This window comes from Rhizobium tumorigenes (genome assembly GCF_003240565.2).
GTDB lineage: Bacteria > Pseudomonadota > Alphaproteobacteria > Rhizobiales > Rhizobiaceae > Rhizobium > Rhizobium tumorigenes.
Map to the genome: position 1 here is coordinate 1,516,301 of NZ_CP117255.1, position 26,067 is coordinate 1,542,367.

Here is a 26,067-nt window from a genome sequence, read left to right on the forward strand (position 1 = left end):
TTCACCGCATCCGATACTGTATGCCTCGGGTAGATCCCGTCAGATAGAAGACTTCAAGACCCTTGTGTCGAAAGCCTACGATCATGGCTGAGTGTATCGCGTATCGTTACGCTCCACACAGAATTTTACGCCCTCAGCCCGAACCCCTGCATCAGCCGCCGCGTCGCAAAATCCGGGTTGCCCGAGGTAAACACCGCAAAATCGTCCGCTTCCGGATGGACGGCATCGGCGAGGACAGGCACGAGGCTGCGGGCGCGGCGGGCGATGGCCTCAGCGGGGTCGAGCCAGTCGACCGGCCAGGGCGCCAATCGGCGGAAGAGGTTCGCCATGAACGGATAGTGAGTGCAGGCGAGCACGACGATGTCGGTCTTGCGACCCTCCTTTTCCACGAAACATTGGCCGATTTCCTGCAGCACGGCTTCGTCGGAGACCGGTTCGCCCCGGATATAGGCTTCCGCCATCCGCGCCAGGTTTTCCGAGCCGACGAGGCGGACATGGCATTGGGCGGCAAAGGACTGGATCAGGTCGCGGGTATAGGCGCGCTTGACGGTTCCGGGCGTCGCCAGCACCGAGACAAGACCGGAGCGGGTGCGCTCGGCCGCCGGCTTGATGGCTGGCACGGTGCCAACGAAGGTCATGCCAGGAAAGGCGGCGCGCAGATCGGCACCGGCAAGCGTGAAGGCGGTATTGCAGGCAATGATGCAGATCTCGGGATCGTATTCGGCAAGCAGCCGGGCAAACAGCGAGATGATCCGCTCTTTCAGCGGCTGCTCTTCCCAGCCGCCATAGGGAAAGCCGGAATCGTCGGCGACATAGACGAAGCCCCGCTCCGGCATCAGCACCCGCGCCTCGCGCAGCACGGTGAGGCCGCCAATGCCCGAATCGAAGACCAAAATCGGTTTTGGCTCAGTCGTTGGCGCTTTCATCGACGGGTTTTTCCTTGGCGGCATTGCGCGGCTCTGCGCGGGAGACGTTGCGCGGAAAGCGGTCCAGCGACGAAATCACGCCACGCATGACGCTGATCTCCTGCTCGGTAAAGCCCTGGCGCGAAAACACCGCCCGGAGATTGTCGATCATCTTCGGCTTTTTTTCGATGGGATGAAAATAATTCCGCGCGCTCAGCGCTTCCTCGACATGGTCGAACAGCCCCTGAAGCTGAGATTTCGTCGACGGTCGCTGCGGATTGGCGGCAAAGCTGGTGACGCTCAGATCCTCCATGCCGGATTTCATCCACTCATAGGACATCAGCAGCACCGCCTGGGCAATGTTCAGCGAGGCAAAGGCGGGATTGACCGGGAAGGTGACGATCTCGTCGGCGAGCGCCACTTCCTCGTTGCTGAGGCCCCAGCGCTCGCGCCCGAACAGGACACCGCAGCGCTCCCCGGCTACAAACCGCCCCCGCAGCGTCTCTGCCGCCACGACAGGCGAGCGGACAGGCTTGTAGCCGTAGCGCTCGCGGGCCGTCGTTGCATAGAGGAAATGGAGGTCGGCGATAGCTTCTTCCAAGGTCGGAAATACGCGCGTCGCCTCAATGACATGACTGGCATTTGAGGCAGCGGCGGTCGCCTTTTCGTTCGGCCACCCGTCGCGCGGGTTGACGAGACGCAGTTCGGCAAGGCCGAAATTCGCCATGGCGCGCGCCACCATGCCGATGTTCTCGCCCATCTGCGGCTCGACCAGAATAATGACCGGGCCCTCGGCCAGCAACGGCTTTTCGCTGTTTGTTCCTGACATGACTATCCTCGGTGCGACGCAGCGGCGAAATTGCTGCCGGAAATACCCGCGAAGGCCCGGAACGGCAAGCCCCGGCTCATGGATAAAGCCGATCGAGCATCGATCCGACCATCTCGATGCCGAGCCGCATGCCGCCGCGCGACAGCGGTAGATGGCGCCCGGTCGCCCGCGCCGACTTGCGGTCGACGAAGAAGCACTCCGAGCCCCTGCCTGAGATGGCATTCAGCCGCTGGAGGTTCTCAGACACATTCAGCGCGATCTCGCCATCCGGATCGTCGCGAGAGAAGGCGATGTTGCGGGCAAAGACCCGGGCCCAGTAGGTGCAGGCCATCAGGATCGCCAGCGTCTGGCGCACATTGCCCGGTTTGCGCACCAGGCTCCAGGACTGGCCGAGGGGCTTGGCCGCGGTGGTGACGTCGCGGTAGGCGGCATCGAGGTTTTGCGACAGGCGGATCAGCTCCAGGCCCGGACCGCTTCCGCCGGCGGCATCGAGCAAAGCCCGGAGCGCATCGAACCACTTGACCAGCGCCCCATCCAGCACGCCTCGCGTCTTCGCTGGAAAGACCAGGAAGGCAACCGCCGCACCGGCCGTCGCGCCGATGATCGTCTCGCCGATCCGCAGTTGCAGCACTTGTAGCGTCAGCGCGCCCGTCATGCCGTAGACCAAACATAGAACGATGGAGATGAAGAAGGTCATGGCCCCGTAGGACACCTGGATAAAGTAGAAGCCGAGAAAGATCGACACGACCGAAAGCGAGATGGCAATGGCGGTATGGCCCGCTACCACCAGCGCCAAGGCCATGCCGACAGCAATCCCCAGCACGGTGCCCATCGAGCGCTGAAACGCCTTCACAGCCGTATCGCCGCGCGAATTGGTGTTTGTGAACACCAGAAACGCCGTCAGCACCGCCCAGAACCAGCGCTCGCGGGACAACAGCAGACCGAAGACCATGGCGATGCCGGTGGCCAGAGTGATCTGCAGCGCCGATCGCATGGCGGCATCGTCGAGCGACAGTTTTGGCCACTTGATGACCGTGCGGGCGCCGTTCCCGCCGGCGATATCGCTGAAACCCGTCGTGCGGCCGAGAGACAGGGTTTCCGTCAGCGCATCGCGGGCGTCCCGGAGCCAGATCATCGCCCGCATCGTCTCGGAACTGCGCTTGTCCGCCATCGTCTCGAAGCCATCGGTCTCGCGCTCTAGCAGGGCGTCGTCATGGGCAATGACGGCTTGCACCAGCGCGAAGCTCGGCACGGCGCTCTGGCTCATCATGATGGCGCTTTCCGCCGCCAGATGGACGTCGAACAGCCGCATTGAGATATCGACGGCCGGTGTATCGCTGGCGAGCGTATCGCTCGCCGGCGTATCGACAGCGGGTGCATCGTCGGACGGTTTGGGAATGAAGCTCTCCGCCATCAGCACGACGTCCTTCAGCCGCTCCTCAGCCTGGAGCAGCGCACGATGCTCCGCTTCCGATATCCGCCCGTCGCGGACGCTGACCGCAAGTTCGATCAGCATCTGGTTGACCCGGCCGAGCACGCTCTCCAGCGCCCGCAGCAGGTCCTTGCGCCAGTCATCCGGCAGCAGGACGGAGCGCACGCCGTGGGCGACCAGCGAGGAGACCACCGAACCCATCGCCACCAGCGGCATCTCACCCAGCCTGGGCTGGAAATAGGCACCCATGAAATAGGACATGAAGGCGAACATGCCCACCGCATTCCAGCGCACGCCGAGGGCCCTCACCCAGCTTGCGGCAAAGATGATGGCGAGGAAGGCGACATCGCTGATGTAGCGATGGTCCGCGAGCAGCGCTGCCAGTATGACGGCCAGCACGCTGGCCAGGCAGCCAATCAGCCGTGTCACCAACTGTTCCGAAGGACGCTTGTCGCGCACCGTGAAGCCGCCCTGGATCGACAGGAGTATCCCGAGTGCATAGGCGACATCGGGCAGCGGCACGATCGTTGAATGAATGACGAAGAGAATGCTGAAGGATAGCACCACGGTCAGCGTCACCCGCGAGGCCTGTCGCAGCCGCGAAAATGCCGGGTCGTTGGCGGCCAGCCAATCACGAAACCGATGGGCGATGTGCATCAGGATCCTTCGTCGTTAAACGCATCGCCAGCCTGTGGCGTCAGGCTACGGCTGCTTGGCGATATCCTGCATGGCAGCCTTGAGGGAACTCGGCTTACCATTGTCGTCCGTCGTCAGGATGTCGTCGACCACGGGTTTTCCGCCTTCGGTCAGAACCTCGAAGCGAACTTCCGTGAAGGCGTCAGACGCTGCAGCATCGTCGGCGCCCATGCAGTGCGACTTCTGGAACCGCACCACCACCTCGGTCTTGCCGCCCGATACAGCGCCCGGAACGATCGTCACGTTCTCGAGCGGACAGGCATCCTGGCTGCCGACAATGACGTCGTAGTCGAACGGCGAGATGCCGTCTTCCGTCGCCGGATAATTCTGGGCGGCCTGGTAGCCACGAATGAAATCGGCGCTGAACAACTGCCGCAGGTGCGACGCGTCGAACATGTCCTGCCAGTCGCTGTCGCCGCCAGCCCAGTTGGCCACCGTCGCATCCATGATAGTCTTCACCGGAGAAACGGCAGGATCTGCGGCAAAGGCGCCGGGCGCCTGGATAACGACGAGGGCGGCGATGAGGTATGCAGGCAGCGATCGGGGCATGGCAATGTCCGTAAACACACAAGATATCATTGTAAAATCGGCTATATCGGCGAGCCTTACAAGCGCCTCGCACTAGAAAAGCGGTGATTGGCCAGGCAGATTTGACGCGCAAAAAGGCGAATTCTGCGCCCTTCCCGGCTTTGCCTCGGCGCCCCGCGGTGCTATAGCGCTCGAGACTTCAAGTCCAACACACCGGGCCGCCCGGCCATCAGCAGAACGAGGCAGATATATGGAAAAGATCAAGGTTGCAAACCCCGTCGTCGATCTCGACGGCGACGAGATGACCCGCATCATCTGGCAGTTGATCAAGGATAAGCTCATCCTTCCCTACCTCGACCTCGACATCCAGTATTACGATCTCTCGGTCGAAAATCGCGATGCCACCAACGACCAGGTAACGATCGACGCAGCCCACGCCATCAAGAAATACGGCGTCGGCATAAAGTGCGCGACGATCACGCCGGACGAAGACCGCGTCAAGGAATTCAACCTGAAGCAGATGTGGAAGTCGCCAAACGGCACCATCCGCAACATCCTCGGCGGCGTCATCTTCCGCGAGCCGATCATCTGCGAAAACGTGCCGCGCCTGGTTCCCGGCTGGACCAAGCCAATCGTCGTCGGCCGTCACGCCTTCGGCGACCAGTACAAGGCCACCGACTTCAAATTCCCCGGCAAGGGCAAGCTGTCGATCAAGTTCGTCGGCGAAGACGGCGCGGTCATCGAGAAGGAAGTCTACGACGCGCCGGGCGCCGGCGTGGCTCTCGCCATGTACAACCTCGACGAATCGATCCGCGATTTTGCCCGCGCTTCGCTGAACTACGGCCTGATGCGCAAGTGGCCTGTCTACCTGTCGACCAAGAACACCATCCTGAAGGCCTATGACGGTCGCTTCAAGGACATCTTCCAGGAAGTCTTCGACGCTGAATTCAAGACGCAGTTCGATGCCCTGAAGATCACCTACGAGCACCGCCTTATCGACGACATGGTCGCCTCGGCTCTAAAGTGGTCCGGCGGTTATGTCTGGGCCTGCAAGAACTACGACGGCGACGTCCAGTCCGACATCGTCGCCCAAGGGTTCGGCTCACTCGGCCTGATGACCTCGGTGCTGCTGTCGCCAGACGGCCAGACCGTCGAAGCGGAAGCAGCCCACGGCACCGTGACCCGTCACTACCGCCAGCACCAGAAGGGCCAGGAGACTTCGACGAACTCGATCGCCTCGATCTTCGCCTGGACACGTGGCCTCGCGCATCGCGCCAAGCTCGACGACAACGCAGCACTCGCCAAGTTTGCAGCGACGCTCGAAACCGTCTGCGTCGACACGGTCGAAAGCGGCTTCATGACCAAGGATCTGGCCCTGCTCATCGGCCCCGACCAGCCCTGGCTGTCGACGACTGCCTTCCTCGACAAGGTCGATGAAAATCTCCAGAAGGCAATGGCATAAGCCATTTTCTTAATGTGATCGGCAGACGGCGGGGACTTCCCCGCCGTTTCCATATCTGCAGCCCGGAGACCGGATCCGATGCCCAACACCATTCGTCCGCTGAAGCTTGACGACCGCACCGCCTGGGAGCCGCTGTGGCAGGCCTACCAGCGCTTCTACGAGGTCGAGATTCCGCCGGAAACGACAGACCGGACGTGGGCGCGATTTCACGATCAGAGCGAGCATATGCAGGCGCTCGGCGCTTTCGATGACGCCGGACGTCTGGTCGGCATCGTCCACGCCATCTTCCACCGCTCGACGTGGATGCCGGAATGGACCTGCTATCTGCAGGACCTCTATGTCGAGAACGATCAACGCGGCAAGGGCACGGGTGCAGCCCTTATCGAGGCTGTGGCGGACCTCGCCCGGGCCAACGATGCCGGTCGCCTGTACTGGATGACCCATGAAACCAATACCGCAGCCCAGCGCCTTTATGACCACATCGCGGCGCGATCCGGCTTCATCCAGTATCGCAAGGCCCTGTAGCAAGCCTTTGTAGAACGAAAAACGGCGGAAGCTAATCGCTCCCGCCATTCCAAATCCTAAAATCTCAGCACCTGTCAGACGGCGAGTGCTGCTGCTACGGCCGCGATCGCCTCGTCGGCTTTGGAGCCATCGGGACCGCCGGCCTGCGCCATGTCGGGCCTGCCGCCGCCGCCCTTGCCGCCAAGCGCCGCAGACGCGATGCGCACCAGATCGACCGCGCTGAAACGGGCGACCAGATCTTCGGTGACGGCTACGACGGCGCTCGCCTTGCCATCCTCGGAGACGCCGACGAGCACGACGACGCCTGAGCCGAGGCTGGTCTTGCCTTCGTCGGCCATGCTCTTCAGATCCTTCGGATCGACGCCGGCGATAGCCCTTCCGAGGAACTTGACGCCGCCGATGTCGCGGACAGCATCGGCGCCATCGCCCTGCCCGCCGCCCATCGCAAGCTTGCGCTTGGCATCCGCGAGCTCACGCTCCAGTTTGCGGCGCTCATCCATCAGGGCTTCGACGCGGGTGACGACCTCGGCAGGCTGCACCTTGAGCGCTGCTGCCAGAGCCTTGACGCGGTCATCCTGCTCGGCCAGATAATCGCGCGCCGAAACGCCCGTGACGGCCTCGATACGGCGCACGCCGGCGCCGACGGCGCTCTCAGAGAGCACCCGGATCAGGCCGATCTGGCCGGTCGCCGTCACATGTGTTCCACCGCAGAGTTCGATCGAATAGGGCTTGGCAGCCTTCTCGCCGCGCACCGCCGTGCCCATCGAGACGACGCGGACCTCGTCGCCGTATTTTTCGCCGAACAGCGCCATCGCGCCTTCGGCAATCGCATCGTCGACGCTCATGAGGCGCGTCGATACCGGCGCGTTCTGCAGTACGATCTCGTTGGCCATTTCCTCGACGACCTTCAGTTCCTCGACGGACATAGGTTTCGGATGCGAGAGATCGAAGCGAAGGCGTTCTGGCGCGACCAGCGAACCCTTCTGGGCCACATGCGTGCCGAGCACCTCGCGCAGCGCCTCGTGCAGCAGATGGGTCGCCGAGTGGTTGGCGCGCAGCCGGCCGCGCCGGTCATGATCGACCGTCAGCACGACGGGGTCGCCGACCCTGATGGTGCCGGTTGCGACGGTTGCCACATGGGCAAACAACCCGTCGCCGCGCTTCTGCGTATCGGACACGGTGAGCTTGACGCCCTCGCCGGCAATCACGCCGGTATCGCCCATCTGGCCGCCGGACTCGGCGTAGAAAGGCGTCTGGTTGACGACGATCTGCACCGTCTCGCCTTCGGCAGCGCTGTCGAGAGACACGCCATCGCGGACGATCGCCTGGATGACGCCTTCAGCCGTCTCGGTGTCGTAGCCCAAGAATTCAGTCGCACCGTTCTTGTCCTTCAGTTCGAACCAGACGGTCTCCGTCGCCTTGTCGCCGGAGCCGGACCAATGGGAGCGTGCCTCCGCCTTCTGGCGGGCCATCGCATCGGTAAAGCTGCCGACGTCAACGGCGATGCCGCGCTCGCGCAGCGCATCCTGCGTCAGGTCAAGCGGGAAGCCATAGGTGTCGTAAAGCTTGAAGGCCGTCTCGCCATCGAGCATATCGCCCTTGCCCATGGTGGCGGTGGCGTCGGACAGCAGCGACAGACCACGGTCTAGGGTCTTGTGAAAGCGGTTTTCCTCGAGCTTCAGCGTTTCCGAAATCAGCGATTCCGCCCGCACCAGCTCAGGATAGGCGCGGCCCATCTCCTGCACCAGCGTCGGCAGCAGCTTGTACATCAGCGGATCGCGGGCACCGAGCAGCTGTGCATGGCGCATGGCGCGGCGCATGATCCGACGCAGCACATAGCCGCGACCTTCGTTTGACGGCAGTACGCCGTCGGCAATCAGGAAGGCCGACGAGCGCAGGTGATCGGCGATGACCCGGTGGCTGGCCCGGTTATCGCCGATAGCCATCACGCCGGTTGCTTCCTCGGAGGCCTCGATCAGCGCCCGGAAAAGATCGATGTCGTAATTGTCGTGCTTGCCCTGCAGCAGCGCCGCGACGCGCTCCAGGCCCATGCCGGTGTCGATCGACGGACGCGGCAGGTCGACCCGCTCGTCCTTTGAAAGCTGCTCGAACTGCATGAAGACGAGGTTCCAGATCTCGATGAACCGGTCGCCGTCTTCGTCGGCGGAACCGGGAGGCCCACCCCAGATATGGTCGCCGTGATCGTAGAAGATTTCGGAACAAGGGCCGCAAGGGCCTGTATCGCCCATCGCCCAGAAGTTGTCGCTGGTCGGAATGCGGATGATGCGGTCGTCGGACAGGCCGGCGATCTTCTTCCAGAGGTTAAAGGCATCGTCGTCGGTGTGGTAGACCGTCACCAGCAAGCGCTTGGCGTCGATGTCGAATTCCTTGGTGATCAGGTTCCAGGCAAGCTCAATGGCCTGCTCCTTGAAATAATCGCCGAACGAGAAATTGCCCAGCATCTCGAAGAAGGTGTGATGGCGGGCGGTGTAGCCGACATTGTCGAGGTCGTTGTGCTTGCCGCCGGCGCGCACGCATTTCTGTGCCGAGGACGCTGTCTTGTAGGGGCGCTGTTCCAGCCCCGTGAAAACGTTCTTGAACTGCACCATGCCGGCGTTGGTGAACATCAGCGTCGGGTCGTTGCGCGGCACGAGCGGGCTCGACGGAACGATCTCGTGCCCATTCGTCTTGAAGTAGTCGAGGAAGGTCGACCGGATTTCATTTACGCCGCTCATGCTATGCCCTTATCGCTGCCGTCGGCAGTCCCCATACAAAATCCACTGGCTTTTATCGCTCGCTCTCGATCCTGTCCAGCCGCACGAACGAAAGCGGCCGCACATCCCGAAAGACGTGCGGCCGGCAGCTTCAACCTACCCTTCGACCTTGCGGCCGGGACCGTTACATATCGGCGGCAACGTCGCCGTCGTTGGCATCGGGACCGCCGTTCACCAGCAGCTTGTCGGCGATCAGGCCGGCACTCTGGCGCAGCATCGTTTCGATCTCCTTTGCCAGTTCCGGGTTGTCGCGCAGGAAAATCTTGGCGTTCTCGCGACCCTGCCCGAGACGCTGGCTGTTATAGGAGAACCAGGCACCTGACTTCTCCACGATGCCGGCCTTGACGCCGAGATCGACGAGTTCGCCGGTCTTCGAGACGCCTTCGCCATACATGATGTCGAACTCGACCTGCTTGAAGGGAGGCGCCATCTTGTTCTTGACGACCTTGACGCGCGTCTGGTTGCCGATGACCTCTTCGCGATCCTTGACGGCACCGATGCGGCGGATGTCGAGGCGAACAGAGGCGTAGAATTTCAGCGCGTTACCGCCAGTCGTCGTTTCCGGCGAACCGAACATTACACCGATCTTCATGCGGATCTGGTTGATGAAGATGACCATCGTGTTCGACTTCGAGATCGACGCGGTCAGCTTGCGCAGCGCCTGGCTCATCAGGCGAGCCTGGAGGCCTGGCAGGCTGTCGCCCATTTCGCCTTCGATTTCAGCCCGAGGCGTCAGGGCCGCAACGGAATCGATGACCAGCACGTCGATGGCGCCGGAGCGTACCAGCGTGTCGGTGATCTCGAGCGCCTGCTCGCCGGTATCTGGCTGCGAGATCAGAAGGTTCTGGAGATCGACGCCGAGCTTGCGGGCATAGACCGGGTCGAGCGCATGTTCGGCGTCGACGAAGGCGCAGATGCCGCCCTTCTTCTGGGCTTCGGCAATGGTCTGCAGCGCCAGCGTCGTCTTGCCCGAGCTTTCCGGCCCATAGATCTCGACGATACGCCCCTTCGGCAATCCACCGATGCCAAGTGCGATATCGAGGCTCAGGGAGCCCGTGGATACTGTCTCGATCTCGACGATGCTTTCATTCGAACCGAGCTTCATGATCGAGCCCTTGCCGAATGCCCTCTCGATCTGAGAGAGTGCGGCTTCGAGCGCCTTGCTTTTGTCCACCGATTTTTCCTCTACGAGCCGCAAACTATTCTGTGACATGAGATCCACCTTTAGGTTATTGAAGCCGCACAGGCAATGAAGCAGTTGATGTCGTTTTTGTACTTGATTTGTTCCGGTTCCGCAAGGGGCCTTCAAATAATTGAAACAAAAAGGTAAAATGACCTTTGTTCTATTTTTGTTTTCCTTTTTTGCCGCAAAGACTTAGGCGATCCCCAGCAGGCTTTCCCGGGTTCGCAAATGCGGGTCGATTCGGCTCTTTCGAAATGACCGGGGCTGGGTATGTCTAAGCAGATTCTCGTGCTCGGCGGCGCTCACATCGACAGGCGTGGCCGCATCTTCGGAGAGACCGATCCAGGCGCCAGCAATCCGGGCGCTTGGTTCGAGGAACCGGGCGGCGGCGGCTTCAATGCGGCCCGCAATCTCGCCCGGCTTCACCACGACGTGCGGATGATCTCGCCTCGCGGCGGCGATGCTCTTGGCGACATGGTGGCGGCCGCCGCTCGCGAGGCTGGCGTCGACGACCGCCCGTTCGTCTTTCTCGATCGCACGACGCCGAGCTACACGGCGATCATCGAAAAAGACGGAAACCTGGTCATCGCGCTGGCCGATATGGAGCTCTACAAGCTCTTCAGCCCTCGCCGCCTGCTGATCCGCGCCATCCGCGATTCGTTCGCATCGGCGGACCTTATTCTTTGCGACGCCAATCTGCCGGCCGAAACACTGGCAGCGATTGCCCGCAAAGCGGTCGATCTCGGCAAGCCGCTGGCAGCCATTGCCATCTCCCCGGCCAAGGTAGTGCGCCTCAAACCCTGCCTTGCCGATATCGACTATCTGTTTCTCAACCAGTCGGAAGCCGCCGCCCTCACCGGCAGCAGGCCGGACGATCCGCTGCAGTGGGTGAGCCAGTTGCAGGCCCTTGGTCTCAAGGGTGGCGTCATCACGCGAGGGCAGCAGCCTCTCGTCGCCTTTGACGGCCGCATCACCCTCACCCTGGAGCCGCCGACTGTGGACGACGTCGCCGACGTCACCGGCGCCGGCGACTCTCTGGCGGCCGGGGTGCTTTCGGCGCTGATGGACGGTCTCGATCTCGCCGAGGCGGTGCGCCACGGCGCCGCAGCGGCCGCGATCACGGTTCAGTCGCCGTTTGCAACGGCCGCCAATCTGTCGCCGGAGCATCTTCGTCAGGTTCTCGCCCTTGTCGGCGCGCCCAAAATACTGTCATGAAGGCCCATCCCGCCCATCAAACCCGCACACTCAGGTGGACAAGACCATGACCAAACCATTTTCCGCTCTGTTGCCGATCTCATATTCAAGTGAAGTCGCAGCCGCCAAGGCACGCGGCGCACCGATCGTCGCGCTCGAATCGACAATCATCACCCATGGCATGCCCTATCCCGGCAACATCGACATGGCCCGCAGCGTCGAGGCGATCATCCGCGAAGAAGGCGCCGTGCCGGCAACCATCGCAGTCATCCACGGAACGTTGCACATCGGCCTTGAGCCGGCCGAGCTCGAGAGCCTCGCCCAGACCACGGACGCGATGAAAGTGTCGCGCGCCGATTTAGCCTTTGCCATCGCCGAGCGCCGCACCGGCGCAACCACGGTTGCTGCCACGATGATTGCAGCAGCAAGGGCCGGTATCAAGGTGTTTGCCACCGGCGGCATCGGTGGCGTGCATCGCGGCGCCGAGACCAGCTTCGATATCTCGGCCGACCTTGAGGAACTGGCCCGCACCGGCGTCATCGTCGTCTGCGCCGGCGCCAAGGCCATCCTCGACATTCCGAAGACGCTGGAAGTGCTGGAAACCCGCGGTGTTCCCGTCGTCACCTTCGGCAGCCCGGAATTCCCGGCCTTCTGGTCGCGAGCCTCCGGCCTGCCAAGCCCGCTGACGCTGAACAGCCCGGCAGCAATCGCCAATTTCCAGACGGTGCGCGAGCAGCTGGGCATCGATGGCGGCATGCTGATCGCCAATCCCGTGCCGGAGGAAGACCAGATCGAGCGCGAGGAGATGGAGATTTACATCGAGCGAGCGCTCGACAGCGCCGAGCGCGAGGAAGTGGTCGGCAAGGCAGTCACGCCCTACCTGCTCAGCACCATCTTCGACATCACCGGCGGCCGCAGCCTGAAGACCAACATCGCGCTGGTCGAGAACAATGCGCGCCTCGCTGCCGAAATCGCCGTCGCTCTGGCGGATTAAGCAGAGACATCATTTGCCGAAGCTGCCGCGCCGGTCTCCGGCGCGGTTTTTCGTTTTAAGGGCTCCAGTAGGAAACCTCCCGTGCCAGATATCATGCCCCCAGCCGCTGCAGTACAGCGCGACAGCCGCATAGCGCTGGCAGCCCTGATTGTTGGCGGTGCTGCCATCGGGGGCTCGCCGATTTTCGTACGCCTGTCTGAGGTGGGTCCGCTTGCCACGGCATTCTGGCGGGTGGCGCTGGCGCTCCTGCCGCTACTTCTCGTCTCACTCGCCAGCCGCCGGAAGTCCGCCGTCCAACCGAGTAACTTGTCGGAATGCTTCATGCTCGTCCTGCCGGGGCTGTTCCTCGCCACGGATCTCGTCACCTGGCACCTCTCCATCCACATGACCTCCGTTGCCAATGCGACGCTGCTTGCCAATCTGGCGCCGATTTTCGTCGCAGCCATCGGCTGGCTGTTCCTCGGCGCGCGGATCACCAAGCTTTTTCTGCTCGGGCTGGCGACTGCGTTGGTCGGTATCGTCACCCTGAAGGGCGGCCTTTCCGGCCTAGCCAACGGCGATCTCAGGGGCGATGGCCTGGCAACAGTCGCAGCGCTGTTCTACGCCGGATATATTCTGGTGATCGGCAGGCTCAGAACCCGGTTCGACACGCTGCAGATCATGGTCTGGAGCACGGCCGCCGCAACCATCTGTCTTTTCCCCGTAGCCTTCATGATCGAGGGAGTCATGCTGCCACCAAGCCTGTTCGGCTGGCTCATGCTGATAGGGCTGGCCTTCATCAGCCATGCCGGTGGCCAGGTGGCGATCACCTATGCGCTCGCCTATCTGCCTGCCGCATTCTCATCGCTGACGTTGTTGCTGCAGCCGGTGGTCGCCGCGGTACTTGCCTGGGCGCTGCTGAGTGAAACCATCGGCCCGCTGCAGGCGGTCGGTGGCGCCATTGTGCTGGCCGGCATCCTGATCGCCCGACGCGGCTGAAGCGTCACGCTTGCCGATCAGCTGTCCAGCATCTCGCGAACAGCGACCGCCAGTTGCTTCAGCGAAAACGGCTTCGGCAGGAAGCCGAACTTCGAATCCGCCGGCAGGTTGCGCGCAAACGCATCCTCGGCATATCCCGACACGAAGATGAACTTCATATCCGGATAGATCTTGCGCAATTCGCGCAGCAGCGTCGGCCCATCCATTTCCGGCATCACCACGTCGGAGACGACGACATCGACCTTGCCTTCGAGTTCCTCGAGGATTTCCAGCGCCTCGACGCCGGATCCAGCCTCGTGCACGGTGTAGCCGCGCGTTTCCAGCATGCGCTTGCCGCCGCGCCGCACGGCCTCCTCATCCTCGACCAGAAGCACGACCGCCGATTTGCCGGTGAGGTCTGCCTGCTCGACGTCGGCAAGTGCGGCGCCCTCGCCCATTGGCGGGGCGTGCGGCGCTTCCTGCGGGCTTTCGCCGGGCAACAGGATGTCCATCACGTGACGCGGCAGGAAAACGCGGAAGGTGGTGCCCCTGCCAACTTCGGAATCGGGCTGGATGTAACCGCCGGACTGCTTGACGATGCCGTAGACCATGGCAAGGCCGAGTCCCGTGCCCTTGCCGACATCCTTGGTGGTGAAGAACGGCTCGAAGATCTTGTCCATGATTTCAGGCGCGATACCGGTGCCGTTATCGGTGACTTCCACCAGCACCATGTCCTCGTTCGGCAAGTAGGCAGAGTTGAATGCGGCCATATCGTCCGCTTCGACATTGCGGGTGCGCAGCAGCAGCGTGCCACCGTCCGGCATGGCATCGCGAGCGTTGACGCAGAGGTTGATCAGCACCTGCTCGAATTGCGACAGATCCGTTTTCACCGGCCACAGATCGCGCCCGTAGTCGACCTCCAGCTTGACGCGGGTACCCGACAGCAGCCGCTCGACCAGCATGCGGAGATCGCCGATGACATCGGTCAGGTTGATGATTGTCGGGCGCATTGTCTGCTTGCGCGAAAAGGCCAGCAACTGGCGCACGAGCACGGCCGCACGATTGGCGTTGCGCTTGATCTCCATCAGGTCGGCAAAGCTTGCATCGGCCGGCCGAGCCTGCAGCAGCAGATGGTCGGACGATAGCAGGATCGCGGTCAGCACGTTGTTGAAATCATGGGCGATGCCGCCGGCAAGCGTACCCACCGCATTCATCTTCTGCGTCTGCGCCATCTGCGCCTCGAGCGCCTTCTGCTCCGTCACCTCGACGGCGTAGACGATGGCAGCCTCTTCCGGCGCCTCGTCGCTCTGCTCGATGACCGCATTGATGTAGAAGCGGAAATGCCGTGTCTCATCCTTCGGATTGCGGGAATCGATCGACGGAATATCGCCTTGCCGGTCCTTGGCAGCGGCAAATGCCTGCGCCAGCAGCGGCCGTTCGCTTTCGCTGAAGATCGTCTCCAGCGTCGCGCCGCGCTCGATATCGTCGCGCGAAACAACGTTGGAAAACAGCTTCAGGAACGGTGCGTTGGTGCGAAGTATACGCCCTGTCCCGTCGACCGAAGCAATCGCCATCGGCGTATTGTTGAAAAAGCGGGTGAAACGCATCGCCGCAACCGAGGCAGACTGGTCGTCGTCATCATCCTTCTGGCGGCCGAGAACGATCGTCCGGCTTTCGCCGGGGGCACCGTCGCGCATCGAGGTGACGCTGTGCACAAGACGGGCGGGCAGGCTCTGGCCATTGCCCTTGCGCAGGTCGAGATCGAGGGTAACGGTCTTCTTGAGGCCGGGCTCTGCCTGCACGGACTGGATGAGCGCGAGCCCCTCGCCGGCCACCAGGTCGCCGACTGTGATCGATCCCGGCGTGAACTTGGTGAGATCGAGACCCAGCCATTCCGCCAGCGTCGCATTGAGATAGAAGATCTCGCCCTTTCGTCCGGCCGAAAAGAAACCGGCAGGTGCATGGTCGAGATAATCGATGGCGTTCTGCAATTCTTTGAAGAAACGCTCCTGGTCGTCACGCTCCGAGGTGATGTCGGTGATCTGCCATACGTGCAGCGCCTTGCCGCGCGCCTGACCCGGTGGCAGCAGACGCGCTTTCAGGCGATACCAGTGGGCGCCGGAGCCGCTGGAGCCGACGGGACCGAGCGGCTTCATCAGCCGGAATTCCTCGCTGCCTTCCTTGCCTTCGCGCAACTCGTTCGAAAGCCGGTACAGGGCCTGGTTGGATTCGCGGTTGCGCGACAGCAATGTGTCGAGCGACTGGACCTCGGTGGTCTTGCTGGCGCCGGTCAGGTTGCCGTAGGCGAGATTGGCGTAGACGATACGGCCCTTGTCGTCGGTGATCAGCGTGCCATCGGGCTGGCTGTCCAGGAACGAGCGCGCAAGGCTGTCGGACTGGGTCTGCGGCATCACTTCGACGAAGCCGATGATCGATGAAACCAGGAAGAAGATGCCGACCATGGCAAGGATTCCGAGCGCACCGAGCACGATCTCGTTGTCGAGCTCGTTCTTGAACACGACAAATGCCGCCGCCGCGGCGATCAGCACCAGCGCCAGAAGAATGATCCGAAGCACGATACCGGAACGAACCCCGCGATCGACCAGCGGCATGCTATACTCGTCGGACTGACGCAGCTTGGTCATGAACCCCTCGTTGGCCCGCGCCGCATTCCGTCAATGTGTTGACGGATTTGGAATCAGGACTTTGACCTTCTTAGCAAGTTGCGGCATCGGCAAAAAGCGGCCGTTGGTGGAGAAAGGCTTGAATTCACAAGGAACTGCGCCAGCTTTCTTCAGAATATCGTTCAGAGTGATGACATCGGCGGTATTTTGGGTGCCGGCATCACAGAATGACCAATGGCATCTTGTTTAGGCGGGGATCATGTCCCAATGATTGCCGCCGGACACAAGCCTGGTCTGGCGGCTTCAGAGCCGTAGGCCAGACGGTGTAAACGTTGAAATCGGAGTATCGAAACTATGCTGGACGAGATCGCTGGAACCTATGGCAGCCGCCTGTTCGTCGCAGCCGGCGGCGTAGCGGCCGCCCTCCTCGTGCTGGTCGCTATATTGTGGCTGGTGCGCAACAGGGCGCCCTCGCCATTCGTGCGCGGCGGCAAGGGTCGCCAGCAGCGGCTGCAGGTTCTGGATGCCGCAGCCATCGACGCGAGACGCCGGATCGTCCTCATCCGCCGCGACGGCGTGGAGCATCTCGTCATGATCGGCGGCCCCACCGATATCGTCATCGAAAGCGGTATCGGCGATACATCGAGGATTGCGGCGCCCGCCCAGCCAATCGCCAGCGCCCCGCCCGTCCAAACAATCACGGCTCCGGAACCGGCCCCACGGCAGCTCGAAGCCTCGACGGAACCGTCGCCTATCGTCGGTCGGCGCCGGGAGCCGGCTGCTCTCTCATCCCCGCCACCCGCACCGCCGGTGCCAACAACCGAGATCGAACGACCTGCTGCCGCAGTCTCGTCGCCGGTGGCAGCGCCGGAGCCGAGGCAGCAGTTCACGCCGCTAAGCCCCACGCCTGGGCCGGAGGTCGAGACCGCCTATGTGGCTCCCAGAGACGAGCGCCCGCTTGCGGCTTCAGCACCCGTCCAGGCAATGCACGTGGAACCGGTTGTCTTCGAACGACAGGCGGAGGCGGACGCCGCCGATATTCTCGATGCCGCTCGTAGCCGTGTCCTGCCGGCGGAACGCACAAGGGACAATAGGCCGGCATCTGCGCGCGAGGTAATGCCTTCAGCTCCAGCGCCAGCGCCGATGCTCGCGCAGGATGCCTACAGCGAATCCTATGAAGTCCCGACACCTGAAGTGGCCCAGCCTAGAAAACTCGGCAGCGATTTCGAAAGAGTTTTGGAAGCGGAGATGACCAGCAACCTGACGGCAGAGCGTGTCGTCCAGCCCATAGCGCCGCCACCCTCTGTGCGCCCAGAGCTGGCGCCACGTCCGGAACCCGTTCCGCCGCAGCAGCGCCGCGATCCCGACATGGCGCCGGTTGTCGGCGGCGACGCTGCCCTGCAAAAGGAAGTTGCCCGCATCTTCGGGGAAATGAGCGTCAACCGTGAGAAATAAAGCGTGGGCCTCACGGCGCCACGCTGAAAAAACAAAAGGCACGACCGGTATGGGTCGTGCCTTACTAACGGAGATGGATCTCTCGATCCCTATTCGTCGCGGTAGACTTTTTCGCGGCGCTCGTGGCGTTCCTGCGCTTCGATGGACAGAGTGGCAATCGGGCGTGCGTCTAGGCGCTTGAGGCCGATCGGCTCACCCGTTTCTTCGCAATAACCGTAAGTGCCATCGTCGATCCGCGACAGGGCTGCGTCGATCTTGGAAATCAGCTTGCGCTGGCGGTCCCGGGCACGAAGCTCGATGGCCCGGTCCGTTTCGGACGAAGCACGGTCGGCGAGATCGGGGTGATTGGCGCTTTCCTCAGCGAGATGCTCGAGCGTTTCACGCGCTTCTCTCAGGATATCGGTTCTCCAGACAACCAACTTGGACCGGAAATAAGCCTTCTGCCGTACATTCATGAACTCCTCGTCTTCCGAGGGAACGTAACTGCTAAGATCGATCTTCTCACTCAACGCGATTCTCCTGAAGAACATCTCATATGGCGCGGGGTATACAGCAAGCGACCGTGCCGGTTCAAGCCTAATACAGCCGCCGAACAGATTTTTAAATCTGTCACAAAAAATGGCTAAAGGTCTAATTTTTCATCATTTATTTTGGCGAAGCTTTTGAGCCGAAGCTATAAGGCTTCTGTGGAGCAAGCTTTGTTTTCGCCGTTGCTTGGAATGTCGCGGTTGACGGACGGGCGCCACGAACGCAAGGTCGATCGATAAACTTCACGATGGAACGGACCCCCATGACCCGTATTTTGCCGCCACCGTCCCGCATCTACCTGTTGCGACACGCCGAGGCAGCGCAGGCACAGCCGGGCGAGCGCGACTTCGACCGGGCCCTGAATGACAACGGTTTCGCGCAGGCGGAAATCGTCGCCGACAAGGCTGCGGACAAGGGCTACAGGCCGGATCTGGTGGTTGCCTCGACCGCGTTGCGCTGCCGCCAGACCACGGATGCCTTCAAGCGCGCCATCGGCGCCACCACCGAGGTCCAGTATGTCGACGGCCTCTACGACGCCTCGCAGGAGACCTATCTCGACATCCTGTCGGCCCAAACCGGTGGCGACTCCATCATGCTTGTCGGCCATAATCCGATAATTTCGCAGGTGCTTGAGGCCCTGATCGGCCACGATGCGATGCAGAAGTCCCTGCCCGGCGGCTTTCCCACAGCGGGATTCGCCGTCCTTGACTCAATCCAAAGTCCAGACGGTTCGACGGCGACCTGGATTCTCAGCGATTTCATTCGCGAATAGACGGCGAGCGGCGGAAGACTGCTTCTTTTCATGGCATCCCTCCCTATATTGCGGTTGACTTCAATGCAGGGATGCCGCTTTGCCGCCGAGCCTCACTTCCTTCACCGACGACGCGCTGATTGCCTTTGACAATATCGCCGACCGGGCTGCCAATCTCGTCAATCCGACCATTCGCCTTGGCGTGACGGGCTTGTCGCGCGCGGGCAAGACGGTTTTCATTTCCTCGCTCGTCCACAACCTCCTGAACGGCGGTCGCCTGCCGCTGTTCGAGGCCATGCAGTCCGGACGCATCTCGGCCGTGCGCCTCGAGCAGCAGCCCGACGATGCCGTCCCGCGCTTCCAGTACGAAGACCACATCCGGGCGCTGGTGAAGGACCGCATCTGGCCGGATTCGACGCGTGCGATTTCCGAATTGCGCATCACGCTGGAATACCAGAGCGCCAGCGGCTGGAACCGTATTTTCTCCCCCGGCCGGCTGTCGATCGATATCGTCGATTACCCCGGCGAGTGGCTGCTCGATCTGCCGCTGCTTGCCAAGGACTACCAGACCTTCAGCGAGGAGACGCTGGCTTTGGCGCAAACCGGCGTCCGAGCCGAATTGTCCCGGGAGTGGCTGGCGCGCTCCGCCTCCACGGATGCGGCGTCTCCTGCCGACGAAATGCGCGCCCGCGATCTGGCCCAGGCGTTCACCGCCTATCTTCGCGCCTGCAAATCGGATGAACGCTCCCTCTCTACCTTGCCACCGGGACGTTTCCTGCTCCCCGGCGATCTCGACGGATCGCCGGCGCTGACGTTTGCCCCTTTGCCGACACCTGCGCCGGGCAAGGCTGGCAAGGGCTCGCTTTGGGCGATGATGGAGCGGCGCTACGAGGCTTACAAGTCCGTGGTCGTCAAACCGTTCTTCCGCGAACACTTCGCCCGGCTGGACCGGCAGATCGTCCTCGTCGATGCCTTGCAGGCCATCAATCGCGGCCCCGAGGCAATCCAGGACCTCGAGCGGGCGCTGGCCGACGTGCTGGCCTGTTTCCGCCCCGGCACGAACAGCTTCCTCTCCTCCTTTGTCGGCCGCCGCATCGACCGGGTGCTGGTTGCAGCCACCAAGGCCGACCACCTCCACCATGAAAGCCACGACCGGCTGGAGGCCCTCACCCGCCGTCTCGTCGAGAGGGCAACCCAGCAGATCGGCATGACCGGTGCCGGCATCGACGTGATGGCGCTGGCCTCGATCCGGGCCACCCGCGAGGCTACGGTCACGCGCGACGGACAGGTGCTCCCGGTGATCGTCGGAACGCCCATTGCCGGCGAGACGATCAATGGCGACGTCTTCGATGGTGTCCGTAATACCGCCGTCTTCCCCGGCGACCTGCCCCGCGATCCGCAGCAATTGTTCGCGCTTCCCGGAACCGACAGCGACCCCGGTCCGCTGCCGGATGTCAACGTCGTGCGCTTTCGGCCACCGCTGCTCGACCGTTCACCGACCGGCGTGGTTCTCTCGGTGCCGCACATCCGGCTCGACCGCGCCATGCAGTTCCTGTTCGGAGACCGCCTCGCATGACCCAACCGATCGAAAACGATCCGCCGCATTCCTCCCGCAGTCCGGCAGCCTTCTCGATGGAACCGGAGCCGCCGGCGACCGATTCCCGTCAGGCCATGCCAGCGCGCCGTCCGCAAAGCTTCGACGCAGACATCGTCCTCACCCCTGACGAGGAGGATCCCTTCCTCAATCCGTCGTCGTCTCTCGAAGGTACGCTGCCGAGCCTCAAGCCCCGCCGCCGCTTTTCCTTTGCCAAGGTTGCGCTCAGTGCGTTCGGCATCCTGCTTTCCTTGGCCTTCGGCCTGTGGACGGATGAGCTGATCCGCAATCTCTTCACCCGCGCCGACTGGCTGGGCTACACTGCGTTGACCGTGCTTGGCATCGGCATCCTCGCGGTGATCGGAATGGTCGTCCGCGAAACCGCCGGCATGATGCGGCTGGCAACGGTACACGCCATCCGCGCCGAGGCGGAGGCCGCAGCGCTGGAGGTAAAACCTGCGCGTGCCCGGGCGCTGGTCGATCGGCTTTCGACGCTGTTTGCCGCCAAGCCTGCGACAGCCAGGGGCCGCGCCGCACTGAAGGCGACGGAAGGCGATATCATCGATACGCCGGGCCTGATTTCGCTTGCGGAGCGTGAACTGCTGGGGCCGCTGGACCGCGACGCACGGGCGCTGATCCTCACCGCCTCCAGGCGCGTCTCGGTCGTCACCGCCGTCAGCCCGCGTGCGATCGTCGACCTGCTCTACGTGCTTTTCGAATCCACCCGGCTGGTGCGCGCCATGGCCGACCTTTATGGCGGCAGGCCTGGAACACTGGGCATGTTGAAGCTGATGCGCGATGTTGTCGCCCACCTGGCGGTCACCGGCTCGATCGCCGTCGGCGACGGCCTCGTCCAGCAGATCGTCGGCCATGGGCTGGCCTCGAAACTCTCGGCCCGGCTCGGCGAAGGCGTCGTCAACGGGCTGATGACGGCCCGCATCGGCATTGCTGCGATGGACCTCTGCCGCCCGCTGCCATTCCGGGCATTGAAGCGCCCGGGCATTGGCGATTTCATCGGCGACCTCTCGCCTGGTGCGGCCAAAAGGCAGCCCTGACAGGCCATTCTTTAAGGCCTGCACCCCAAAAGAAACGAGCTGTTAACCATTCTGAGGCAAAGTCGGAGCTTAGTTTCCGGTACACCTTTGCCAAGGAAAGCCCATGTTTTCGCGTAAGTTTATTGTTGTATGCGGCCTCGCCGTCATGGCCCTCTCCGTCGTCGACTGGGCGCAATCGGCCAATGCCTCGTCCCGCGACAAGGCTTTCTTCCAGTCGGTGTCCGGCGCATGGCGCGGTCCGGGCGAGATCGTTGCCGGCAAATACAAGGGCACCAAATTCACCTGCAATCTGATCGGCACGCCAAGCCAGGGATCCGCGACAGGCGTCAAGCTCGACGGCACCTGCCGCGTCGGCGTCTTCCAGCAGCCGATGTCCGCCGAGATCACACAGAGCGGCAGCACCTACAACGGCAAGTTCCTCGACGGCGCCGCCGGCAAGGGCCTCGACGTCACGTCCGGTTCGGTCAACGACAATACGGTCGTCGTCGGCCTTAACCGCCAGAAGCTGAACGGCGCCATGATTGCCCGCCTGCAGGACGACAAGTCGATGAACGTGACGATCTCGGTCAAGGTCGACGAGCAGATGGTCCCAGTCATCGGCCTCAGCCTGAAGCGCGAGGCTGTCGACACCATGACCGTCGGCGCCATCAAGTAATCGCCGTCATCCAGTGGATTTTTCAAAGGCCGGGCCGGTGCTCGGCCTTTTTGCTCTACCTGCGTTGCCACCAGCCGACATCTGCATCCGCTACTTCGATGCCGCCGATATCGGCGTTTGCAAGCCATGCCGTAACGGTGTTTCCGGCCACCACCAGGTCTGCTGCAATATCCGCAAGCGGCATAAGCACGAAGCCGCGCTCGGTCATGCGGGCGTGCGGGATCTGCAACTTTGAGGTATCGAGCCTCACAGCCCCGTAGGTGAGGATATCGATGTCGATCGTCCGGGGTCCCCAGCGCTCGATCCGCTCCCGCTTCATGCCGCGCTCGATATCGAGACAGACGTCGAGCAAGGTCTCCGGTGGAAGCGAAGTGCTGATCGCCGCGCAGGCGTTGAAAAAGAACGCCTGGTCCGTCTTCCCCCACGGCGGCGTGCGGTAGAGTTTCGACACCGCGACGATGCTGCAATCGGCGCGCCGGTCGAGGGATTGTAAGGCCGTGGCCATCGCCCGGACCGGATCGGCAATATTGCCGCCAAGACCAAGCATTGCGGTGGTGAAATCAGTCTCAGGCAAAATGCTCGATGCTCACTTGAACGTAGTCGAGAACGCCCGGGACAGGTGCGTTCGGCTTGCGGACGGTGACCTTGACGCGCTTGATCTGCGGAAACTTTTCGCACAGGCCCTTGGCCACGTCGAGCGCCAGCGCCTCGATCAGGTAGCGACGCTTGCCGGTGACGATTTCCTCGATGACGGTGAAGGCGACGCCGTAGTTGACGGTGCCGTCGATCGAATCCGTCACCAGCGCCTCGCCGGCGGCGACGTCGAGTTCGGCGTCGACGAAGAATCGTTGTCCCAAAAACTCCTCCTCGTCGTGAACGCCGTGGCGGGCAAAGAATGCACAGTTCTGCAGGGTGATGGTGTAGATACCGCTCATGATGTTTTTATTCCTGATTTCGCCTGCATCTCCAGCATAGCATCGACGACGGCAAGTGCGTCCCTGTTGATTGCGACATTATGCACGCGGAAAATCGCGGCGCCCTGCATTCTGAGCAGCACCGTTGTTGCAACCGTCCCTGCATCCCGCTCCTCCGCCTCCCGTCCGGTCAACTGGCCGATGAAGCGCTTTCGCGATGTGCCTGCGAGGAGCGGAAGACCAAATCGCTTCAGCTCGGCAAACCGCATCATGAGTTCCAGGTTTTCATCGCCGTCCTTGGCAAAACCGAAGCCGGGATCGAGCACGATCTTGCTGCGATCGACCCCGGCAGCATCGGCAATTTTCAGCGATCGCTCGAGAAACACCACTTGGTCAGCGATAACGTCCGGCAGTTTCCGACGTTCGCGACCGGTGTGCATGATGCAGAGGCCGGCACCGCTTTCGGCGGCAAGTGCTGCAATATCCGGTTCGCGCTGCAGCCCGAATACGTCGTTGACGATGTGGGCACCGGCGGCAACTGCCAGCCGCGCCGTCTCTGCCCTGTAAGTATCGACGGAGATCAGCGCCTCGGTCTTGCCGCGCAGGGCTTCGATCACCGGCAGCACCCGAGCCTGCTCCTCTGCGGCGCTGACGGGTTCGGCGCCCGGCCTCGTAGATTCGCCACCGATGTCGACGATGTCAGCACCCTCGGCGACACAGGCAAGCGCATGGGAGACTGCCGCATCGACGGACTGGAAACGGCCGCCGTCGGAAAAGGAGTCCGGTGTGATGTTGACGATCGCCATGATCGCGCTGCGGCTGAGATCAAGACGACGACCATGGCCCACATGCCAGATTTTATCGCGCATCGCTGTCACGAACGTCCGCTCCGTTGAAATTGAAAAAAACCTTCGCCCGATGTTGCGCTCGCAGTGGCTATGCCGCAAGCTTCCGTGAAGTTCAACTGGTCCGATCACGAATGCCGACTGCATCGCGCTTTGCTTGCCTCCCACTCGCCGTTTTGCTGTCATGCGGCGTCTTGCGGAGCGCAGAAGCGGAGGTGGTCGCGCACAAGACCTTTTCGTATTTCGATATCAGTGGCAACACGGCCGACGAACTCGACGCGGCGCTCAATGCCGGCGGCCCAACGGCGATGGGCGCCAGCAGCCGCCATCCCGGTGCAACGCGTATCCGCTTCGGTGGCCAGGCGACCTATGTGGAGAGCGGCGGCCGCTGCCATATCGGCGGCGCCCGGGTCACGGTGGACATCGTCGTCATCCTGCCGCGCTGGCGGGATCGCCGTCACGCGCAGCCCCGTCTTTCCGCCGTCTGGGACAGGCTATCGGCCGACATCAAACGCCACGAGGAGCGTCATGCCGAGATTGCGAGGTCGCATGCACGCAGCCTGGAGAAGGCCATCCTCTCGCTGCCAGCAGAGCGGACCTGCGACTTGCTGCAGGACAAGGTGAGCGGCGAATCAGTGCGCAACACCGTCCTGCACGATCAGGATCAGGCACGGTTCGACCGCGTCGAGGCTACAAACTTCCAGAACCGCATGCAGCGTCTCGCTCATCGCCGCCACGGCGAAAAATCGGAAAAGATGGAGTAAAATTAGATCGTTAACAAAGCGAGTTCACAGCTGTCGATCACCGCAACTGTGCGAAATATGACACGCTGGAGCCGAGATAGCACGGGACAAGTCGGCTTTACGCTTTACCACAGCCATAATGTAGTATCATCTTACGTATAGCATCGCCGATGGTATTGCGTTCCGGTTTTCCTGGGTTCTCCCGGCGTATCCGAAGCCGCATGCGCTTCCTCCCTCGCCTGTCGGCGATACGCCCGCCTGGCCTCGCTCCGCAAAAAGGGCGAGGTTTTTTTTGGGCGCTGTTCGCCGGGCTGTATCAGGCTTGGCGCTCCGGCACATGAACAACGAGACCGTCCAGCGCCGACGTCAGCTTGATCTGACAGGAAAGCCTCGAGCTCGGCCTGACATCGAAGGCGAAATCGAGCATATCTTCTTCCATCGCGGCCGGCGGTCCCGCCTGCTCTATCCAGGCATCGTCGACGTAGACATGACAGGTGGCGCAGGCGCAGGCGCCGCCACACTCAGCTTCGATGCCGGGCACGGAATTGCGCACCGCGTTTTCCATCACGGTCGAGCCTTCGTCGGCATCGAAGTCGAAACGCGCGCCGTCGAAAGCAACGATTGTCAGTTTGGTCATGAGATAATCCGGAATACGCGAGTGATATTGGCAGGGTCGGATTTTCTTCCAACAATTCCAAACAGCAGTCAACATCGCCGGCTCCGAAAGCCACCGGCTAGGCCGGATACCGGTCAGCGATGTTGCCGTCCCTTATGGGGACGACGCAACAAGTCCAGGCTTAGCGGCAAAGCTTGAGAATGAAGTTTTCCGCCTCGACGACGGCGGTGCCGACAGCTGCCATGCAGGCAGCATCGCTGGAGTGCGCTTCGAACGCCTCGGCAGACTGTGCGACCTTGAAGGCGCCGACGGCGCTTGCGGCACCCTTCAGACGGTGTGTCCCTGCCTTCACCTGGTCGGCATTGCCGCTGCCGATATCCTGAAGGCAGCTGCGTGCCTGGCGGGCGAACATCTGCAGAACCTCGATTTCGAGCACCTTGTCGCCCATGGTCTGCCGCGCGAGATGGACCAGATCGATCGGCTTTTCCCGCGACGGCCCCATGCCGCGCGAGTTGTCAGGGGCTTCAAATGCAATGTTCAAGGCGGCCATGGGCCCATTCTCCGGTTGTCTCTTGTTCGGTGTGTTGCTGCATCCTTGCGGCCGCGGCATGGCCATCCCGTTAAATTCCGGCACAACAAAGGCGGAAAAATGCACGTATGGTTAACGACCGTTAAACACGGTTAAATTATCGGCTTTTCGACAATGCCTTGATTTAAAAGGTGTTAACAACACGCTAACACTTCCGGAGGTTTGCCATCCCATAATTGTAACAGTGCTGCTAATGTGTCAGGACGGTACTGGTGTCTC

General features: G+C 62.2%; 24 protein-coding genes. 11 read left to right on the forward strand and 13 right to left on the reverse strand.

What is annotated here, in order from left to right; all coding sequences use genetic code 11:
• Positions 1-125: 125 nt before the first annotated feature.
• The 4 genes from murI to PR017_RS07610 form a co-directional block, all read right to left on the reverse strand.
• The gene (gene murI / locus PR017_RS07595; RefSeq protein WP_111221872.1) at positions 126-926 is read right to left on the reverse strand and encodes a glutamate racemase; all 801 of its coding nucleotides are present in this window, start codon (positions 924-926) and stop codon (positions 126-128) included.
• Entirely contained in the window at positions 907-1,734 is an 828-nt protein-coding gene (locus tag PR017_RS07600) for an RNA methyltransferase (RefSeq protein WP_111221871.1), read from the reverse strand. Before PR017_RS07600 ends, murI begins: the two co-directional genes overlap by 20 nt.
• A 76-nt stretch (positions 1,735-1,810) precedes the next feature.
• A complete protein-coding gene (locus PR017_RS07605; RefSeq protein WP_111221870.1) occupies positions 1,811-3,823 on the reverse strand; it encodes an FUSC family protein in 2,013 nt (670 codons plus the stop codon).
• Between the two features lie 45 nt (positions 3,824-3,868).
• Positions 3,869-4,411: a hypothetical protein gene (locus PR017_RS07610; RefSeq protein WP_111221869.1), complete on the reverse strand. Its 543-nt coding sequence runs from the start codon at positions 4,409-4,411 to the stop codon at positions 3,869-3,871.
• Positions 4,412-4,640: 229 nt separating this feature from the next.
• On the opposite strand from PR017_RS07610, the gene PR017_RS07615 reads away from it, so the two are divergent.
• Both PR017_RS07615 and PR017_RS07620 read left to right on the forward strand, forming a co-directional pair.
• The gene (locus PR017_RS07615) at positions 4,641-5,852 is read left to right on the forward strand and encodes an NADP-dependent isocitrate dehydrogenase (protein ID WP_111221868.1); all 1,212 of its coding nucleotides are present in this window, start codon (positions 4,641-4,643) and stop codon (positions 5,850-5,852) included.
• 78 nt (positions 5,853-5,930) lie between these two features.
• Positions 5,931-6,377 carry a GNAT family N-acetyltransferase gene (locus tag PR017_RS07620; protein ID WP_111221867.1) on the forward strand — a complete coding sequence of 149 codons (447 nt, stop codon included), beginning with the start codon at positions 5,931-5,933 and terminating at the stop codon, positions 6,375-6,377.
• Between the two features lie 74 nt (positions 6,378-6,451).
• On the opposite strand, the gene alaS is transcribed toward PR017_RS07620, so the two are convergent.
• Both alaS and recA read right to left on the reverse strand, forming a co-directional pair.
• Positions 6,452-9,112: an alanine--tRNA ligase gene (gene alaS, locus PR017_RS07625; RefSeq protein ID WP_111221866.1), complete on the reverse strand. Its 2,661-nt coding sequence runs from the start codon at positions 9,110-9,112 to the stop codon at positions 6,452-6,454.
• 163 nt (positions 9,113-9,275) lie between these two features.
• Positions 9,276-10,364, reverse strand: a complete 1,089-nt coding sequence (gene recA, locus PR017_RS07630; RefSeq protein WP_111221865.1) for a recombinase RecA — start codon at positions 10,362-10,364, stop codon at positions 9,276-9,278.
• Positions 10,365-10,604: 240 nt separating this feature from the next.
• Here recA and PR017_RS07635 point away from each other — a divergent pair, with 240 nt between their 5' ends.
• From PR017_RS07635 to PR017_RS07645, 3 genes are all read left to right on the forward strand, one after another.
• Positions 10,605-11,549, forward strand: a complete 945-nt coding sequence (locus tag PR017_RS07635; protein ID WP_111221864.1) for a carbohydrate kinase family protein — start codon at positions 10,605-10,607, stop codon at positions 11,547-11,549.
• A 46-nt stretch (positions 11,550-11,595) separates the two neighbouring features.
• Complete coding sequence (locus tag PR017_RS07640; RefSeq protein WP_111221863.1) at positions 11,596-12,522, forward strand: pseudouridine-5'-phosphate glycosidase; 927 nt, start codon at positions 11,596-11,598, stop codon at positions 12,520-12,522.
• Positions 12,523-12,615: 93 nt separating this feature from the next.
• The gene (locus tag PR017_RS07645) at positions 12,616-13,500 is read left to right on the forward strand and encodes a DMT family transporter (protein WP_111221862.1); all 885 of its coding nucleotides are present in this window, start codon (positions 12,616-12,618) and stop codon (positions 13,498-13,500) included.
• Positions 13,501-13,517: 17 nt separating this feature from the next.
• Here the strand turns inward: PR017_RS07645 and cckA are convergent, their stop codons facing one another.
• Positions 13,518-16,124, reverse strand: coding sequence for a cell cycle histidine kinase CckA (gene cckA, locus PR017_RS07650; RefSeq protein ID WP_111221861.1), 2,607 nt, complete (start codon positions 16,122-16,124; stop codon positions 13,518-13,520).
• 333 nt (positions 16,125-16,457) lie between these two features.
• On the opposite strand from cckA, the gene PR017_RS07655 reads away from it, so the two are divergent.
• A complete protein-coding gene (locus PR017_RS07655; RefSeq protein ID WP_111221860.1) occupies positions 16,458-17,558 on the forward strand; it encodes a flagellar biosynthetic protein FliO in 1,101 nt (366 codons plus the stop codon).
• Positions 17,559-17,647: 89 nt separating this feature from the next.
• Here PR017_RS07655 and dksA read toward each other — a convergent pair whose 3' ends face one another.
• A complete protein-coding gene (gene dksA / locus PR017_RS07660; protein WP_111221859.1) occupies positions 17,648-18,067 on the reverse strand; it encodes an RNA polymerase-binding protein DksA in 420 nt (139 codons plus the stop codon).
• Between the two features lie 281 nt (positions 18,068-18,348).
• Here dksA and PR017_RS07665 point away from each other — a divergent pair, with 281 nt between their 5' ends.
• The 4 genes from PR017_RS07665 (at position 18,349) to PR017_RS07680 (ending at position 22,141) form a co-directional block, all read left to right on the forward strand.
• Entirely contained in the window at positions 18,349-18,858 is a 510-nt protein-coding gene (locus PR017_RS07665; RefSeq protein ID WP_111221858.1) for a SixA phosphatase family protein, read from the forward strand.
• 79 nt (positions 18,859-18,937) lie between these two features.
• Positions 18,938-20,413: a YcjX family GTP-binding protein gene (locus tag PR017_RS07670; protein ID WP_111221857.1), complete on the forward strand. Its 1,476-nt coding sequence runs from the start codon at positions 18,938-18,940 to the stop codon at positions 20,411-20,413.
• Positions 20,410-21,486, forward strand: a complete 1,077-nt coding sequence (locus tag PR017_RS07675; protein ID WP_111221856.1) for a YcjF family protein — start codon at positions 20,410-20,412, stop codon at positions 21,484-21,486. Before PR017_RS07670 ends, PR017_RS07675 begins: the two co-directional genes overlap by 4 nt.
• Before the next feature lie 103 nt (positions 21,487-21,589).
• Positions 21,590-22,141 (forward strand): hypothetical protein, encoded by a 552-nt coding sequence (locus PR017_RS07680; RefSeq protein ID WP_111221855.1) that lies wholly within the window; start codon positions 21,590-21,592, stop codon positions 22,139-22,141.
• A gap of 55 nt (positions 22,142-22,196) precedes the next feature.
• On the opposite strand, the gene folK is transcribed toward PR017_RS07680, so the two are convergent.
• Genes folK through folP form a run of 3 tightly spaced genes read right to left on the reverse strand, consistent with a single transcriptional unit; the run spans position 22,197 to position 23,924 of the window.
• A complete protein-coding gene (gene folK / locus PR017_RS07685; RefSeq protein WP_240539104.1) occupies positions 22,197-22,715 on the reverse strand; it encodes a 2-amino-4-hydroxy-6-hydroxymethyldihydropteridine diphosphokinase in 519 nt (172 codons plus the stop codon).
• A complete protein-coding gene (folB, locus tag PR017_RS07690; RefSeq protein WP_111221853.1) occupies positions 22,708-23,076 on the reverse strand; it encodes a dihydroneopterin aldolase in 369 nt (122 codons plus the stop codon). The genes folK and folB overlap by 8 nt, the downstream gene beginning before the upstream one ends.
• Positions 23,073-23,924 (reverse strand): dihydropteroate synthase, encoded by an 852-nt coding sequence (gene folP, locus PR017_RS07695; RefSeq protein ID WP_240539109.1) that lies wholly within the window; start codon positions 23,922-23,924, stop codon positions 23,073-23,075. The genes folB and folP overlap by 4 nt, the downstream gene beginning before the upstream one ends.
• A gap of 110 nt (positions 23,925-24,034) precedes the next feature.
• Between folP and PR017_RS07700 the strand changes: the two genes are divergently transcribed.
• Positions 24,035-24,664 carry a DUF922 domain-containing Zn-dependent protease gene (locus PR017_RS07700; RefSeq protein WP_111221852.1) on the forward strand — a complete coding sequence of 210 codons (630 nt, stop codon included), beginning with the start codon at positions 24,035-24,037 and terminating at the stop codon, positions 24,662-24,664.
• 295 nt (positions 24,665-24,959) lie between these two features.
• Here PR017_RS07700 and PR017_RS07705 read toward each other — a convergent pair whose 3' ends face one another.
• Positions 24,960-25,280 (reverse strand): 2Fe-2S iron-sulfur cluster-binding protein, encoded by a 321-nt coding sequence (locus tag PR017_RS07705; protein ID WP_111221851.1) that lies wholly within the window; start codon positions 25,278-25,280, stop codon positions 24,960-24,962.
• Positions 25,281-25,440: 160 nt separating this feature from the next.
• Entirely contained in the window at positions 25,441-25,809 is a 369-nt protein-coding gene (locus PR017_RS07710; protein ID WP_111221850.1) for an Hpt domain-containing protein, read from the reverse strand.
• Between the last annotated feature and the right edge of the window lie 258 nt (positions 25,810-26,067).